This is a genomic window from Streptomyces sp. a15 (genome assembly GCF_059026085.1).
In genome coordinates this window covers 118,295-133,243 of record NZ_JBWLKM010000010.1, presented here as the reverse complement: position 1 = coordinate 133,243, position 14,949 = coordinate 118,295, and the positions used below count along the sequence as shown (strand labels likewise).

Below are 14,949 nucleotides of genomic sequence, written 5' to 3'. Positions count from 1 at the left end.
GTCTGCCTCCTGGCTCCTGGTGGATTGCTCCCAGCGGATTTCTTACTGCCGGTATTCACATCCTGGCTCGCTGAATAGAACTAGTCAATACGTTCGTGCGTCGGTGTTGGTGGGGCACGGATGTTTCGCTGGACTCATGGGCGCAGGAAACGACAGGACGGGGGACGTGGTGGACAAGGGCTACAGCAACGCGGGTGACCTGGGCGGCGACACCGACGGGGAGCGGGTCGTCCGCCGGGACGAGGCGGTGCGCGCCGCCGTGGAGCAGGGGCTGCTCGGACCGGACTCCCCCATCGTGGGCCTGCTGGACGTCACCGGCATCCGGGAGTCGGCCGCGGCACTGCGGGCCGCCTTCGACGAGGTCACCGCGCCGGGCGCGCCCGTGCTGCACGCCTTCGCGGTGAAGGCCACCCCGCTGGTGGCGGTGCTGCGGCTGCTGCGGCAGGAGGGAATCGGCGCGGAGGTGGCGAGCCCGGGCGAGCTGGCGCTGGCGCGTGCGGCCGGGTTGCCGCCGGGCCGGACGGTCCTGGACTCGCCCGCCAAGACACCGGCCGAGCTGCGGGAGGCGCTGGCGCTGGGGATCGCCGTCAACGTGGACAACCCGCAGGAGCTGGCCCGCATCGACGGTCTGATGAGGTCGGCGGTCAGTCGATCGCCCCTCGGGATCCGGGTGAACCCGCAGGTCGGGGCCGGGGCCATCGAAGCCCTCTCCACCGCCACGGCGACCTCGAAGTTCGGGGTGGCACTGCGGGACGAGGGAGCGCGCGAGTGGGTGGTGCGGGCGTACGCCGAGCGCCCCTGGCTGTCCCGGCTGCACGCGCACACCGGGTCGCAGGGCGTGCCGCTGTCGCTGATGGCCGAGGGCGTGGCGGCGACGTACGCGCTCGCGGAGGAGATCAATCGGCGGATCGGGCGTCCGCAGATCGACACCATCGACATCGGCGGCGGGCTGCCGGTGAACTTCTCGTCGGACGTGACGACACCGACGTACGCGGACTACGCGCGCGTGCTGAAGGAGGCCGTGCCGGGGCTGTTCGACGGGCGGTACGGGCTGGTGACCGAGTTCGGGCGGTCGTTGCTGGCGAAGCACGGGACGGTGGTGGCGCGGGTCGAGTACGCCAAGAGCGCGGGCGGCCGGCCGGTCGCGGTGACGCACGCGGGCGTGCAGGTGGCGACGCGGACGGTGTACGCGCCGGGGGCGTGGCCGCTCAGGATCGCCGCGTACGACGGCAAGGGGCGGCCGAAGGAGGGGCCCGAGGTGGCCCAGGACGTGGCGGGGCCGGCGTGCTTCGCGGGCGACCTGCTCGCCCAGGGGTATTCCCTGCCGCTGCTCGGACAGGGCGACTATGCGGCGGCGCTGGACACGGGCGCGTACTACTTCGCGCACCACTACGCGTACAACTCCCTCGCCCGGCCCGGGATCTACGGTTTCGCGCCGGACGGGGCGGGCGGCACCGCCTTCGCGACCGTGCGGGAGGCGCAGACGGTCGAGGAGATCGTGACCGAGTCGGGAGGGGCGCACGCCGCGGCGCTCACCACCCTGCGCACACCCGGGCGCCGTTGACGCGTTCCGGCGGACCTGCTGATCAACTGGCCTGATAACAGGGCCAGTTGACCCACCTTAGTCAGTCGCCGCATGTTCCACCGGAAAATGCCAGAACCCTCACCCCTCGCGCACACGTTGCGTAGCTTCGGCGTCACTCAGCCGAATCCCAGGCGGGAGGGGGAGCCACGGTGCCCGGAATCGACGAGTGCCTGCTCGAAGCCATGCGACTGCCCGGTGCACGGGGTGCCGCACTGGTCGACTGGACGAGCGGGCTGGCCCTGGGCGCCGTCGGGGAGGCCCCGGGCGGCGACCAGGAGGCGGCCGCGGTGGAGGCCGCGGAGATCGCCCGGCTCGCCGCCGAGCAGCACGCCTTCGCACCCGACCCCGGCGAGGAAGAGGGAGGGGGAGGGGGAGGGGGAGGGGGAGGGGGAGGGGGAGGAGGGAAAGGGGACGCAGGGCACGACTTCGGGGACGATCCCCCCGTCGAGGACCTGATCATCAGCAACCGGGACAGCTATCACGTGCTGCGGTTCGTGCGGACGTCCTTCGACAGCAGCGTGTGTCTGCACCTGTGGCTGGCCCGCGCCGAGGGCAATCTCGCGCTGGCCCGCATCCGGCTCGGCGAGATGGCCGGACGGCTGGTGCTGGGATGACCGCCGTGCAGACCACCCCGCCGCCCCGGCTGCCGGTGCGGAACAAGGCGGCGGCCAGGGACCGCGGCTGGGGCGGCGTCTCGCCGATGCTGACCCGGCTCGCCGCCGAGCGGGCCACCGGGGTCCTGGTCCGCGAGCGCGGCTCGCTCCATCTCGCCGGGGGCCGGGTGGTGCACGCCGACAGCCCGTCCGCCCCCGGCCTGGAGGTCCTGCTCACCGCCCACGGCACCGTCGACGCCGGTGTCTGGCGGCAGGCTCTGGCCGAGACCGGCGACCGGCACCGCGCCGGCCACCTCCTGGTCGACGGCGGGCACCTGTCCCCGGGCGCGCTGGAGCTGTGCCGGCTGACCGCGCTGTACGACGCCGCGTACTTCGCCCTCGCCCCCAGCAGCACGCCGGGCCGCTTCCGCTACGGCACGGAAGCCGAAGCCGATGGAGGGCCCGGGCCCGCTTGCGGGTGCCCCATGCCCGTGGCCGCTCTCGAACGCGAGACCCTGCGCCGCCGGGACCTCCTGCACCGCATCTGGCCCGACCCGACGACCGACGAGGCCCCGCTGACCCGGGCGCACCGCGCCGCGGTCCCGGCACCCAGCTCCCGCCAGCGGGCCGTCCTGGCGGTCCTGGCCGAGCCGGCCGCCGTACGCACGGCGACGGACATCGCGCGGGAGCTGGGCCGCCCGGCGTTCCACACGCTCGTGGACATACGGCGGCTGGCGGCGGCCGGCGCCGTCCGACCCCGCCCACCGGCCCTCGCCGAGACACCCGAAGCGCCCGACGTACCCGACGTACCCGACCCCCTCGCACCAATCCCCACCGACGTCACCGACGTCACCGACCCCCACATCACGCTGCTGAAAAGGCTCAGGGATGCGCTGGAGGCCCTTTGAACGGCAGCGGCATCAGCAGCGGACCCGCGCCGAGAGGAGAAACCTGATGGCAGCGGAGGCCGACATCCTGGAGGAGTTACGCCGGCTCAGAGCCCGCGTGCCCCAGCTCACCGGCACCCTCGCGACCGGCGCCGACGGTCTCGTCCTCGCCCAGGACACCCCCGGCGTCGACCCGCGGAACATGGCCGCGCTCACCGCCACCGCCCGCGGCCTCGCCGCGCAACTGGCCGACGCGACCGGGCAGGGGGACTTCCGCGAGCTGCTCGTACGCGGGATCCACGGCTATGTGGCGACGTACGCGGCGGGCAGCGGCGCCCTCCTGACCCTGCTCGCCGAGGACCGCGTCAACGTCGGCCGCCTGCACCTGGAGGGCCGGCGCGCGGTCGCCCGCATCGGCGAGCTCGTCGAGGCCGCGGTCGCACCCCGGACCGCCGCGGCCACCCCGGCCGCACCGGCCACCCCGGCCGCCCCCGTCCCGCCGACGACCGCCCCGGCCAAGCCCTCCGCGAAAGCCCCCGCCAAGACCGCCACCGCCGCCCGGACCAGAACCCCGCGCACACCGCGCACCACGACGACCACCAACGCCCGCACCACCACCGAAAGTTGAGAGGAACCGAGGGAACAGTCATGGCCAACACCGAAACCGCGCTCAAAGAAGCACTCGCCTCCGTCGAGGGCGCCACCGGCGTCGCACTCGTCGACTACACCAGCGGCATGGCGCTGGGCACGTTGGGCGGCAGCAAGAGCTTCGACCTCAATGTCGCCGCCGCCGGCAACACCGACGTCGTCCGCTCCAAGATGCGCACGATGGAACACCTCGGGCTCAAGGGCCAGATCGAGGACATCCTGATCACACTGTCCGACCAGTACCACCTGATCCGGCTGATCAGCGGCCGCGGCGGCAACGGTCTCTTCCTCTACCTGGTGCTGGACGCCAAGCGGGCCAACCTGGCGATGGCCCGCCACCAGCTCAGGAAGATCGAAGAGGACCTGGAGGTCTGACCGTCCGACTACTGGCGGTCTGACCGTCCGGCTAGACGAGGGCCGCGGTGCGGCGGCGCGCTCCACCCGGGGCCGCGTCGCCCGCCGCGATGCCCGTGCTGCGGTAGGCCTTGACCGTCTTGCCGGCCGGACGGCCGCCGTTCGCGGCGAGCCAGTCGACGCGCACCCACAGCAGCGCGTCGTCGGCCCGCTCGCGCCGCCCGAGCCAGGCGGCCTTCAGCCGCAGCCCCGTACCGCAGCCGGCGAGCAGCATGCCGCCCGCGGCGGGCACGGCGAACGAGCTGCCCAGCGCGGCCAGGAAGGCGAGCAGCAGCCACCAGCGGTGTCCCCGGCGCCAGTTGCGCGAGCTCACCGCACGGTCCTGGAGCACGTCGTGCTTCCCGGCGCGCACGGCCGAGCGCGCCAGCACGACGTACCGCTTGCGCCCGCGGTACGCCACCACGGCCGCGGCGACGATGAACAGGGCGGCCCCGGCCATCACCCCGATCCGTCGGCCCGTGATGCCCGGCACCAGTACGCCGACGCCCGCCGCCAACACGCCCAGCCACCACATCGGCGCGGCTCCGGCCCGTACGACGACGGCCACCCGAGCCAGTCCCTGACCTCCGCGACCCTCGCGAACTCCGCGTGACACGATCCGCCTCCTCGTCGCCCCAACACGTTTTCTGGTCGCGCAGATTAGCGAAAGAACGTGAGACGAGTCTTAGAGGGACGCACATCTCATTCGCCGAACAGGCCCGTCATTCGACGAACAGCCCCCGCGCGGCCGCCCCCGCGTCGAACTCCTCCAGCCGTGCCTGCGCGTCCGGCAGGTCGTCGCACATCGCCTCCAGCAGGACGCGGCCCAGCAGCATCGGCGCGCAGGCCGTGTCGAAGGCGAGCCCGGTGCCGACGGCGGCGGGCAGCAGCAGGTCGGACACCTTGGCGACCGGCGCGAAGGCCGAGTCGGCGACCGTGACGACGGTCAGGCCCGCCTCCTTGGCGTACGCCAGGGTGTCCACGACCTCGCGCGGATGCCGGGGCAGCGCGAAGCACAGCAGGGTCGTGGCGCCCGCGTGGACGGCGGCGTCGATCCGGTCGTGGATCATCGTGCCGCCCTCGTTGAGCAGCCGTACGTCGGGATGGACCTTGGCGGCGAAGTACGCGAAGCCGTACGCCTGCGAGGCCGCCGCCCGCAGCCCGAGCACCGGGAGCGGGCGCGAGGCCGCGAGGAGCCGTCCCGCCCTCTGCACGGGCCGCGGGTCGGCCAGCACCTCCGCGAGGTGCCGCAGGTTCTCGATCTCGGCCTCGACGGCCTGCTGGTACTCGTTGTACGAGGCCGAGGCCGCTGTCTGTTCGGTGGGCGCGACCTCGCGCAGGTGTTTGCGCAGGGCGGGGTAGCCGTCGAAGCCGAGGGCGACCGCGAAGCGGGTGACGGAGGGCTGGCTGACCCCGGCCAGTTCGGCCAGCTCCACGCTGGACAGGAAGGGCACGTCGGCGGCGCGCCGCACCATGCTGTGCGCGATGCGCCGCTGGGTCGGCGTCAGCCGGTGCCCCTCGAACAGGGCCTGCAACCGCGCGGCGGGGCTGTCCGGCACGACCGCGCGCCCGTCCGGCACACCCGTACCTGTCTCCGTTCCCACCGCACCCGTCTCCGTGTCCGCGCTCATGACTCGCTCCCCCTCCAGATGTCCGTGAACCGGTCGAGCAGTCCGGCCGCCGCCGTCACGTCGTGCGTGAGCGGCCGGTCGGTCGGGTCCTCGTCGAGCACCGACTCGGCGAGCTCCTGCGCGCGGCCCACCGGAAGGTCCGGGTCGGGCCTGAGGTCGCGCTGGCGCAGCGCCCGTACGGCGGCGACGAGTTCGCAGCCGACGACCAGACGGTACGCGCCGCACACGCGCAGTGTCTGACGTGCGGCGAGCGAGGCGAAGCTGGCCTGTTCCTCGACGCCCCGGGAGAGTACAGCGTGGCCCAGGGAGGCGGGCGCGGAGAAGGCCCGCACCTCGCCGAGGGCGGCGCCGGCGGCGTACTCCAGGATCATCACGCCGGAGGAGGCGGGCTCCGGGTCGGCGAGGAAGGGCCGCAGGCGGGTGAACCCGGGCTCGTTCAGGGACGACAGCCGGGACGTCGACAGCCGTGCCACCTGGGTCATCGCCAGCCGGAAGTGGTCGAGGGCGAGGGCGAGTTGGGCCTGGTAGAAGCCGCCGTGGTGGTAGGCGGCCAGGTCCTCGGGGCAGATCAGGGGGTTCTCGGCCGCCGCGTTGATCTCTATCGCGAGGACCTCCTCCAGGGCGTCGGCCGCGTCGTGGGCCGGGCCGTGGATCTGGGGCAGGCAGCGGAAGCCGTACGGGTCCTGGATGCGGCCGAGCGGCGGGGTGGGCCGGTCGGCGGCGCCGATCAGCTCCCGCATCCGGCGGGCGACCTCGCTGGAGCCGCGGTGCGGGCGGGCGGCGTGCACGGGGGCGGCGTACGCCTCGTGGGAGCCGTCGACGGCGAGCAGGGAGAGGGCGCCGACGACCTGGGTGGCCTCGATCAGTCCGCGCAGTTCGTGCAGGGCGAGGGCGGACTGGCCGAGGGTGAGGGCGTTGCTGCTGATGAAGGCCAGGGCGTCGTTGTTGTCGAGCGGCTGGGCCTCGGGGGCGCCCGGTCCCCGCCAGGGGTGTTCCCCGGCCAGCGCGAGGCCGGCCTGGGCGAGGGCGGCGATGTCCCCGGTGCCGACCGAGCCGAACTCGTTCACGACCGGGTGGGCCCCGCTCTCCAGCGCCTCGCACAGGGCCGTGACGACGGTGGGCCTGAGGCCCGCGCCGCCGGCCAGCAGCTGGTTGGCGCGGACGGCGAGCATCGCCCGCACCTGCCGGGCCGGGAGTTCCTCGCCGATGGCGCCGGCGTGGCTGCGCAGCAGCCGCAGTCCGTGCTCGGCGGCCGCCTCGGTGGGCACGTCCTCGTTCCGGTTGGCGCCGACGCCGGTGGAGCGGCCGTAGACGCGTCCGGTGGCGGCGATCCGGCGGGCGGCGTCCCAGGATTCCTCGACGCGGCGCGTCGCCTCACTGCCCGGGACCGGCCGCGCGGCCCCGTCGGCGAGGCGCACGACGTCCGCGACGCCGAGCCCGACCCCGTCGAGGACGACAAGACCAGAGCCCGTAGTCCACGGCGTGTCCACGATCCGAGACGACATCAAGCCCAAAACCTCCTCAATCCGGACAGCTGATCTTGCTCACCGGTCATCCGTTACCTCGGATTAACACCAAGGCGTTGACAAGCTATTCACCTACCGAGAACTCTGCATGACGTTATACAGCCGGGCAAGGGACAACTCATGATCCAGTTCGACGCGGTCCACAAGCGCTTCCCCAACGGCACGACAGCAGTCCACGACCTCACCCTCGACATGCCGGAAGGCGGCGTGACCGTTCTCGTCGGATCCTCCGGTTGCGGCAAGACGACCACCCTGCGGATGATCAACCGGATGGTCGAGCCGACCTCCGGCACCATCCGTGTCGGCGGCCAGGACGTCACGCGGCAGGACGCCGCCGACCTGCGCCGCTCCATCGGGTACGTCATCCAGCAGTCCGGGCTCTTCCAGCACCGCACGGTGCTGGACAACATCGCCACCGTGCCGCTGCTACTGGGCCACGGCCGGCGCAAGGCACGGGCCCGCGCGGCCGAACTCCTCGAAACCGTCGGCCTCACCGCCGAGGCCGGCCGCCGCTACCCGCACCAGCTCTCCGGCGGCCAGCAGCTGGGGGTCCCCCCAGGCCCTTAAGGCACTGGGGGAGCGTCGGCGTCGCCCGCGCGCTCGCCGCCGACCCGCCGGTGCTCCTCATGGACGAGCCGTTCGGCGCGGTCGACCCGGTCGTGCGCACCCAGCTCCAGGACGAACTGCTCAGGCTCCAGAAGGAGTTGAGCAAGACCATCGTCTTCGTCACGCACGACATCGACGAGGCGGTACGGCTCGGGGACCAGATCGCGATCTTCCGCACCGGCGGCCACCTGGTGCAGTGCGCCACCCCCTCCGAGCTCCTCGCCCGCCCCGCCGACGACTTCGTCGCCGACTTCCTCGGCGCCGAGCGCGGCCTCAAGCTGCTCTCGCTGAAGACCCTCGCGGACGTCCCGCAGGGCCCGGCCCCGAGGGCGGCACCTGGACGCTCGTCCTCGACGAGGCGCGCAAGCCGCTGCACTGGGCGTCGAAGGACGCCGAGATCCCCGTACGGCCGCTCAAGGACGACGATTCCCTGCTCGCGGCACTCAACGAGTCCGTCGCCTCGCCGGGCGGCCTGATCGCGCGGGTCGACGCGGCCGGCGTCCTCACCGGTGTCTCGTCCCGCGACGACATCCACACCCACGCCGGCCAGGCCCACACCGACGCCCGCGCCAGGACGGGTGCGGCCGCATGACCATCGACTGGTCGTGGATATCCGGCCACACCGACGACCTCACCACCCTCACGGTCTCCCACCTCCAGGCGGCCCTGAGCGCGGTCTTCTTCGGCCTGCTGATCTCGCTCCCGCTCGCGGTGGTCGCCCACCGGGTCCGCTTCCTGCGCGGGTTCCTGCTCGGCGCGTCGAACGTCCTGTTCACGATCCCGTCGATCGCGATCTTCGTGCTCCTGCTGCCGGTCAGCGGCCTCACCCGCACCACGACCGTGATCGGCCTGACGGTCTACACCCTGGTCGTCCTGCTCCGGAACACCGTCGAGGGCCTCGACTCGGTCCCCGCGAAGACGAAGGAGGCCGCGAAGGCGATGGGCACCCGCCCCCTGCGCACGCTCCTCACCGTCGAGTTCCCGCTCGCCCTCCCCGTGATCATGGCGGGCGTCCGGATCGCGACGGTCATGTCGATCTCCCTGGTCTCCGTCGCGACCTACATCGGCGACGGCGGCCTGGGCCAGCTCTTCACCGACGGCTTCCAGCGCAACTACCCGACCCCGGTGATCGTGGGAGTGGTCCTCACCCTCCTCCTCGCCGTCGTCGCGGACGCGCTGCTGGTCGCCCTCCAGTACGTCCTCACCCCGTGGAAGAGGCGGCGAGCCTGAGATGTACGAACTCTTCTCCAACCTCGGCAGCTGGCTGACCAGCGGCACCCAGTGGTCCGGCTCGGACGGCATCGCCCACCGCCTCGCCGAGCACCTCCAGTACTCCCTCCTGGCCACGCTCATCGCGACCGCCATCGGTCTCCCGCTGGGCCTGCTGATCGGCCACACCGGCCGCGGCGCGTTCCTCGCGATCAACCTGGCGTCCTTCGGCCGCGCCCTGCCGACGGTGGGCCTGGTCGTCCTGGTCTTCCTGGCCAGCGGACTGTCCATGACCCCGGTGTACGTCTCCCTGGTCGCCCTCGCGGTCCCGGCGATCGTCACCAACACCTACGCCGGCATGACCGCCGTCGACCCGGACGTGAAGGACGCGGCACGCGGACAGGGCATGCGCGGCCACCAGGTTCTGCTCCACGTGGAGCTGCCCCTCGCCCTTCCGCTGATCATGACCGGCCTGCGCCTGGCACTCATCCAGGTGGTGGCCACGGCGACGATCGCCGCGTACGTCTCCTTCGGCGGCCTGGGCCGCTACGTCTTCGACGGCCTCGCCCAGCGCGACCTCGTCCAGGTGCTCGGCGGCGCGGTGCTGGTAGCCGCGGTGGCCGTCGCCCTGGACCTCTGCCTCGCCGGCCTCCAGCGCTTCCTCTTCCGCCACCGCACCGCCTAGGGAACCCGGAAATGAATCGTCGTACGCTCCTCGGCGGCCTGTTCGCGGCCGCCTCCGTCCCCGCCCTCTCCTCCTGCGCGAGCGGCATCACGTCCCTCGACAGCCAGGGCTCCACCTCCGGCGGCAGCGGCTCCAGCAAGGGCGGGGTCACCATCGGCACCGCCAACTTCACCGAGAACCAGGTACTGGGCTACCTCTACGCGGCCGTCCTTGGAGCGGCCGGCGTGAAGACCACCGTCCGCCCCAACCTCGGCACCCGCGAGATCCTCATCCCCGCCCTCAAGGGCGGCGACATCGACCTCCTCCCCGAGTACCAGGGCGCCCTCCTGCACTACCTCGCCCCCAAGGCGACGGCGACCGAGGAGGGCGAGATGCAGAACGCCCTCGCCATCGCCCTCCCCGCCGGCCTCCAGGTGCTGCCGTACGGCATGGCCGAGGACTCGGACGCCTTTGCCGTCACCCAGGAGACGGCGAAGAAGTACGGCCTGACCTCCCTCGCCGACCTCAAGAAGCAGAACGGCAAGCTGGTCATCGGCGCCGCGCCCGAGGTCAAGAAGCGCGAGGTCGGCGTGATCGGCCTGAAGGACGTGTACGGGGTGGAGTTCAAGGAGTTCAAGTCCCTCGACTCCTCCGGCCCGCTGGTCAAGGGCGCCCTGAAGAAGGGCGACGTGGACGTGGCGAACCTCTTCACCACGGACACCGACATCGTGGCCAACGACTGGGTCGTGCTGTCCGACCCGAAGAACCTCATCCCCGGCCAGCACGTCGTCCCCCTCATCGCCGACCGCAAGGCCGACTCCACGGTCCGCAAGGCCCTCGCCGGACTCGGCAACGTCCTGACCACGGAAGACCTCACCGAGCTCAACCGCCAGGTCGACAAGGACAAGAAGGACCCGGAGGACGTGGCGAACGCGTACGCGGAGCAGCACGGGCTGACACAGCGGGCATGACACAGCGGGCCTGAACACCCCCTCCCGAACAGGGGGGATAACCCCAGTGCGGCAGGCGCCCCGCCTCCTTAACGTGGATCGCATGACCGGAATGGATGCGCGGGACACCGAGATCAAGAAGGAACTCAACGCCACCCTGCAGGCCCGCAGGGAACTGGGCGACGAGTACGAGTCCGCGCTGGTCGACTCGTTCCTGGAGAAGGTCGACCAGCGGATCGACGGCGCCGTGGAGCGCCGGTTGCGCCGGCAGACGGCCGAGCAGCAGATGGTGGCGGCCCGGGGCTCCCGGTCGCCGAAGCCGACCGACTCCTGGGGCGAGCGCTTCGGCTTCGGCATCGTCTCGCTGGTGCTGGCGATCCCGCTGTCCGCGATCGGCGGCGGCGTCGCCGACCTCCCGGGTCTGCTCGTCGCCTGGATCGGCATCGTCGGGGTCAACGCCGTGCAGGTCGCCCGTACCAACCCGGGCCTCTTCCGCGGTGGCCGGCGGCGCGGGTCGTCCCAGGACAGCGACTGGGAGGACTGACCGGCCGCCGGCGCGTCACGCCTGCCGGGTCGGCAGTACGACGATCTGCCGCAGGTTCACCCGCCGCGGCCGGCTCGCCGCGTAGGCGACGACGTCGGCGAGCTCCTCGGACGACAGTCCGCCCACCGCCTCGAACATCCCGTCGACCTGCTCCCGCAGCTCGGTGCTGCCGATGTGCGACCTCAGCTCGGTCTCCGTCATCCCCGGCTCGATGTTGGTGACCCGGACGTCACGCGGCCCGAACTCGGTGCGCAGCGCCTCGGAGAGGTACGTCAGCGCGGCCTTGGTCGCCCCGTACACCGCGTAGTTGCGGAACACGAGGTGCGCGGCGACGGAGGAGATGTTCACCAGGTCCGCCGCCCTGCCCTCGCCCGCCGCCGACACCAGGTCGCCGGTGAAGGCGCGGATCACCCGCAGTACGCCGGTGACGTTGGTGTCGAGCATCCGCTGCCACTCGTCGCTGCGGCCGTCGTCGACGGAGTGCGGCAGCATGACGCCGGCCGAGTTGACGACCAGGTCGACGGGCCCGTACGCCTCGTGGACGCGGGCCGCGGCCGCCTCCACCGACGTGTCGTCGGTGACGTCCGCGACCACGGCCAGCGCCTGTCCTCCGTCTGCCCGGATCTTCTCCGCGATCGCCTCCAGCCGCTCCGCGCGCCGGGCGAGCAGTGCGACCCGCGCCCCCTGAGCGGCCAGCAGCACGGCGACGGCCTCGCCGATCCCGCTGGCGGCACCGGTGACGACGGCGGTACGTCCGGCCAGGTTCTCGTACGACATGAGGGACTCCTCGGGTGTTCGGTCTCCGCCGGTCCGTCCGGCGACTCCCACCCTCGTCCGCCCCGCCCCGGCCACCCAGGGATGAGCTTTTCCTGGGTCTGCCAGTACCAGGCTCCGGTCCGGCCCCTCGCCTAGGCTCACACCATGGACGGCGAACTCGGAGACTTCCTGCGCTCACGTCGGGCCCGCATCCAGCCCGAGGAGGTGGGGCTCCCCTCGTACGGGCGGCGCCGGGTCCCCGGACTGCGCCGCGAGGAGGTGGCGCAGCTGGCCGGGGTGAGCGTCGACTACTACATCCGCCTCGAGCAGGGGCGCGGGCCGTCCGTGTCGGACGCCGTCCTGGACGCGATCGCGCGCGTCCTGCACATGGACGAGACGGAGCACGCCTACCTGCGTACGGTGGCCCGGCCATCCCGGCCCAAAGGCGGCCGCCCTGCCGCGCCCCGCGTCCGCCCCGGCGTCCAGCTGATCCTGGACGGCATGGAACGCGTCCCGGCGTTCGTGGTCGGCCGCCGTCTGGACGTCCTCGCCTGGAACGCCCTCGCCGACGCCCTGAGCGGCTTCAGCCGGATGGCACCCGGCGAGCGCAACATCGCCCGTCAGGTCTTCCTCGATCCCGCCGCCCGCGACCTGTTCCCGGACTGGTCCGCGGTGGCCGCGCAGAACGTCGCCCAGCTGCATCTGAACGTGGGCCACCACCCCGACGACTCCGGGATGGCCGCCCTGATCGGTGAACTCTCCCTCAAGAGCGAGGACTTCCGCCGGCTGTGGGCGGACCACGAGGTCAGGGAGTGCAGGTTCGGGGTGAAACGCGTCCGCCACCCGGTGGCGGGCCTGCTCACCCTCCCGTACGAGACGCTCACGGTCCCGGCGGACCCGGAGCAGACGATCGTGATCTACACGCCGGAACCCGGTTCGGAGACGGCGGAACGGCTGGCGCTGCTGGGAAGCTGGGCGACCACTCGGGCCCGCTGAGGAGAACCTGCTGAGCAAGACCTGCTGAGGTGAACCCGCTGAAAAGGCTATGCGCGGGGACCGCCGCACCCCCGTTACCGGGGGGCGGGACGACGGCGGTCCCCGCGAGGGACGCGGGCCGGGTCAGGGCCAGACTCCGCGTCCTAGGCGTCTGTGGAGGTCCGGGAGCCGCTCCGGAGGTCCGTGACGCCGTTTACGGTGTCGGCCGGGGCGGGGAGCCGCTCCCGCCCTGCCGACAACCACTAATGTGCCGGACCCGTGTTAAGCGTGTGCTGCGCGGACGTGACGCCCTCGTACCACTTCTGCGAAGTCCACCATTCGGGCCCCCGACCGCAAGTTCGCCGTGGACACGGGCCGTTCACCGCACGTTTCCCGCCCAGGGCCTGTCCGGCGGATCATGCTGCAGACGCGGGGTCCGGCACGCACACCTGCCGCGTTGTCGTCGGTCGCCGACTCCCCCATCGCGTCGACTCCCTCCTCCGCCTTGCAGCTGCACGCACCAGACCCCGCTCACCGGCGCTGATCAGTCGCCGCCGATGTCCTGCGACCTGATCCGCCGGACAGGCCCTACTTCCCGCCCTTGGCCAGGAACGCCAGCAGGTCCTGCCGGCTGATGACTCCCGTGGGCTTGCCCTCGACGAGGACGATCGCCGCGTCGGCCGCGCCCAGTACGGACATCAGGTCGCCGACCGGCTCGCCGGAGCCGACCTGGGGCAGCGGGGCGGACATGTGCTTCTCCAGCGGGTCGTCGAGCGAGGCCCGCTGGGTGAACAGGGCGGCGAGCAGCTCGCGTTCGACGACGGAGCCGACGACCTCGGCGGCCATCACGTCCGGGTGACCGGCGCCGGGCTTGACGATCGGCATCTGCGAGACGCCGTACTCGCGCAGCACCTCGATGGCCTGGCCGACGGTCTCGTCCGGGTGCATGTGGACGAGGGACGGCATGGCGCCGTGCTCCTTGTCGTTGAGGACGTCGGCGACGCGGGCGCTCGGGCCCTCGTCCTCCAGGAAGCCGTAGTCGGCCATCCACTCGTCGTTGAAGATCTTGCTGAGGTAGCCGCGCCCGCTGTCGGGCAGGAGGACGACCACCACGTCGTCCTCGCCGAGCGGCTCGGCGACCTTCAGTGCCGCGACGACGGCCATGCCGCAGGACCCGCCCACCAGCAGGCCCTCCTCCTTGGCCAGCCGGCGGGTCATCTGGAAGGAGTCCTTGTCCGACACCGCCACGATCTCGTCGGCGACGGTCCGGTCGTAGGCGGTGGGCCAGAAGTCCTCACCGACACCCTCGACGAGATACGGCCGTCCCGAGCCGCCGGAGTAGACGGAGCCCTCGGGGTCGGCACCGACGACCTGGACGCGACCGTCACTGAGGTCCTTCAGGTAGCGGCCGGTACCTGAGATGGTGCCGCCCGTGCCCACGCCCGCGACGAAGTGGGTGATCTTCCCCTCCGTCTGGTCCCACAGCTCGGGGCCGGTCGAGTGGTAGTGGGAGAGCGGGTTGTTCGGGTTGGAGTACTGGTCGGGCTTCCACGCGCCCGGTGTCTCCCGGACCAGCCGGTCGGAGACGTTGTAGTAGGAGTCGGGGTGCTCCGGGTCCACGGCGGTCGGGCAGACGACGACCTCGGCGCCGTACGCCCGCAGCACGTTGATCTTGTCGGTGCTCACCTTGTCGGGGCACACGAAGATGCACTTGTACCCCTTGCGCTGGGCCACGATGGCCAGCCCGACACCCGTGTTTCCGCTGGTCGGCTCGACGATCGTGCCGCCGGGCTTGAGCGCGCCGCTCTCCTCCGCCGCCTCGATCATGCGCAGGGCGATGCGGTCCTTCACCGATCCGCCCGGGTTGAAGTACTCCACCTTGGCCAGGACGGTGGCCCTGATGCCCTTGGTCACGCTGTTGAGCCTCACCAGCGGGGTGTTGCCGACGAGGCTGATCATCGAGTCGTGGAATTGCACCGTTT

The 14,949-nt window shown here is 72.1% G+C and carries 15 protein-coding genes and 1 pseudogene; 11 read left to right on the top strand and 5 right to left on the bottom strand.

Translation table 11 applies throughout. The features are described from left to right. Positions 1-136 precede the first annotated feature (136 nt). The 5 genes from AC5P09_RS13735 (at position 137) to AC5P09_RS13715 (ending at position 4,088) form a co-directional block, all read left to right on the top strand. Positions 137-1,564: a type III PLP-dependent enzyme domain-containing protein gene (locus tag AC5P09_RS13735; protein WP_493874144.1), complete on the top strand. Its 1,428-nt coding sequence runs from the start codon at positions 137-139 to the stop codon at positions 1,562-1,564. A gap of 170 nt (positions 1,565-1,734) precedes the next feature. Next, positions 1,735-2,199, top strand: a complete 465-nt coding sequence (locus AC5P09_RS13730; RefSeq protein ID WP_493874143.1) for a hypothetical protein — start codon at positions 1,735-1,737, stop codon at positions 2,197-2,199. After that, positions 2,196-3,086, top strand: coding sequence for a hypothetical protein (locus AC5P09_RS13725; RefSeq protein ID WP_493874142.1), 891 nt, complete (start codon positions 2,196-2,198; stop codon positions 3,084-3,086). Before AC5P09_RS13730 ends, AC5P09_RS13725 begins: the two co-directional genes overlap by 4 nt. A gap of 46 nt (positions 3,087-3,132) precedes the next feature. After that, positions 3,133-3,693 carry a roadblock/LC7 domain-containing protein gene (locus AC5P09_RS13720; protein WP_493874141.1) on the top strand — a complete coding sequence of 187 codons (561 nt, stop codon included), beginning with the start codon at positions 3,133-3,135 and terminating at the stop codon, positions 3,691-3,693. A 20-nt stretch (positions 3,694-3,713) separates the two neighbouring features. Further along, on the top strand, positions 3,714-4,088 hold the full coding sequence (locus AC5P09_RS13715; RefSeq protein WP_493874140.1) for a roadblock/LC7 domain-containing protein: 375 nt from the start codon (positions 3,714-3,716) through the stop codon (positions 4,086-4,088). Between the two features lie 31 nt (positions 4,089-4,119). Here AC5P09_RS13715 and AC5P09_RS13710 read toward each other — a convergent pair whose 3' ends face one another. From AC5P09_RS13710 to AC5P09_RS13700, 3 genes are all read right to left on the bottom strand, one after another. After that, positions 4,120-4,674: a hypothetical protein gene (locus tag AC5P09_RS13710; protein WP_493874209.1), complete on the bottom strand. Its 555-nt coding sequence runs from the start codon at positions 4,672-4,674 to the stop codon at positions 4,120-4,122. 154 nt (positions 4,675-4,828) lie between these two features. After that, a complete protein-coding gene (locus tag AC5P09_RS13705) occupies positions 4,829-5,737 on the bottom strand; it encodes a MurR/RpiR family transcriptional regulator (protein WP_493874139.1) in 909 nt (302 codons plus the stop codon). Next, entirely contained in the window at positions 5,734-7,242 is a 1,509-nt protein-coding gene (locus tag AC5P09_RS13700) for an aromatic amino acid ammonia-lyase (protein WP_493874138.1), read from the bottom strand. The genes AC5P09_RS13705 and AC5P09_RS13700 overlap by 4 nt, the downstream gene beginning before the upstream one ends. Before the next feature lie 141 nt (positions 7,243-7,383). Between AC5P09_RS13700 and AC5P09_RS13695 the strand changes: the two are divergent. The 5 genes and pseudogenes from AC5P09_RS13695 (at position 7,384) to AC5P09_RS13675 (ending at position 11,236) form a co-directional block, all read left to right on the top strand. Further along, positions 7,384-8,461, top strand: a pseudogene (locus tag AC5P09_RS13695) (ABC transporter ATP-binding protein). Continuing rightward, the gene (locus AC5P09_RS13690; protein ID WP_493874137.1) at positions 8,458-9,099 is read left to right on the top strand and encodes an ABC transporter permease; all 642 of its coding nucleotides are present in this window, start codon (positions 8,458-8,460) and stop codon (positions 9,097-9,099) included. The pseudogene AC5P09_RS13695 and the gene AC5P09_RS13690 overlap by 4 nt, the downstream one beginning before the upstream one ends. A gap of 1 nt (position 9,100) precedes the next feature. After that, positions 9,101-9,763, top strand: coding sequence for an ABC transporter permease (locus AC5P09_RS13685; protein ID WP_493874136.1), 663 nt, complete (start codon positions 9,101-9,103; stop codon positions 9,761-9,763). Between the two features lie 11 nt (positions 9,764-9,774). Then, complete coding sequence (locus AC5P09_RS13680) at positions 9,775-10,713, top strand: ABC transporter substrate-binding protein (protein ID WP_493874135.1); 939 nt, start codon at positions 9,775-9,777, stop codon at positions 10,711-10,713. A 91-nt stretch (positions 10,714-10,804) separates the two neighbouring features. Then, a complete protein-coding gene (locus tag AC5P09_RS13675; protein WP_493874208.1) occupies positions 10,805-11,236 on the top strand; it encodes a hypothetical protein in 432 nt (143 codons plus the stop codon). Between the two features lie 15 nt (positions 11,237-11,251). Here AC5P09_RS13675 and AC5P09_RS13670 read toward each other — a convergent pair whose 3' ends face one another. Beyond that, positions 11,252-12,013, bottom strand: a complete 762-nt coding sequence (locus AC5P09_RS13670) for an SDR family oxidoreductase (protein ID WP_493874134.1) — start codon at positions 12,011-12,013, stop codon at positions 11,252-11,254. A 144-nt stretch (positions 12,014-12,157) separates the two neighbouring features. On the opposite strand from AC5P09_RS13670, the gene AC5P09_RS13665 reads away from it, so the two are divergent. Then, a complete protein-coding gene (locus AC5P09_RS13665) occupies positions 12,158-12,988 on the top strand; it encodes a helix-turn-helix transcriptional regulator (protein WP_493874133.1) in 831 nt (276 codons plus the stop codon). 567 nt (positions 12,989-13,555) lie between these two features. On the opposite strand, the gene AC5P09_RS13660 is transcribed toward AC5P09_RS13665, so the two are convergent. Continuing rightward, a complete protein-coding gene (locus AC5P09_RS13660) occupies positions 13,556-14,944 on the bottom strand; it encodes a cystathionine beta-synthase (protein ID WP_493874132.1) in 1,389 nt (462 codons plus the stop codon). Between the last annotated feature and the right edge of the window lie 5 nt (positions 14,945-14,949).

Bases quoted from the DNA above. Each gene is read 5' to 3' on its own strand.
- AC5P09_RS13735 (WP_493874144.1), top strand. From the start codon at position 137: ATGGGCGCAGGAAACGACAGGACGGGGGACGTGGTGGACAAGGGCTAC.
- AC5P09_RS13720 (WP_493874141.1), top strand. From the start codon at position 3,133: ATGGCAGCGGAGGCCGACATCCTGGAGGAGTTACGCCGGCTCAGAGCC.
- AC5P09_RS13705 (WP_493874139.1), bottom strand. From the start codon at position 5,737: ATGAGCGCGGACACGGAGACGGGTGCGGTGGGAACGGAGACAGGTACG.
- AC5P09_RS13725 (WP_493874142.1), top strand. From the start codon at position 2,196: ATGACCGCCGTGCAGACCACCCCGCCGCCCCGGCTGCCGGTGCGGAAC.
- AC5P09_RS13675 (WP_493874208.1), top strand. From the start codon at position 10,805: ATGGATGCGCGGGACACCGAGATCAAGAAGGAACTCAACGCCACCCTG.
- AC5P09_RS13665 (WP_493874133.1), top strand. From the start codon at position 12,158: ATGGACGGCGAACTCGGAGACTTCCTGCGCTCACGTCGGGCCCGCATC.
- AC5P09_RS13715 (WP_493874140.1), top strand. From the start codon at position 3,714: ATGGCCAACACCGAAACCGCGCTCAAAGAAGCACTCGCCTCCGTCGAG.
- AC5P09_RS13690 (WP_493874137.1), top strand. From the start codon at position 8,458: ATGACCATCGACTGGTCGTGGATATCCGGCCACACCGACGACCTCACC.
- AC5P09_RS13685 (WP_493874136.1), top strand. From the start codon at position 9,101: ATGTACGAACTCTTCTCCAACCTCGGCAGCTGGCTGACCAGCGGCACC.
- AC5P09_RS13700 (WP_493874138.1), bottom strand. From the start codon at position 7,242: ATGTCGTCTCGGATCGTGGACACGCCGTGGACTACGGGCTCTGGTCTT.
- AC5P09_RS13670 (WP_493874134.1), bottom strand. From the start codon at position 12,013: ATGTCGTACGAGAACCTGGCCGGACGTACCGCCGTCGTCACCGGTGCC.
- AC5P09_RS13680 (WP_493874135.1), top strand. From the start codon at position 9,775: ATGAATCGTCGTACGCTCCTCGGCGGCCTGTTCGCGGCCGCCTCCGTC.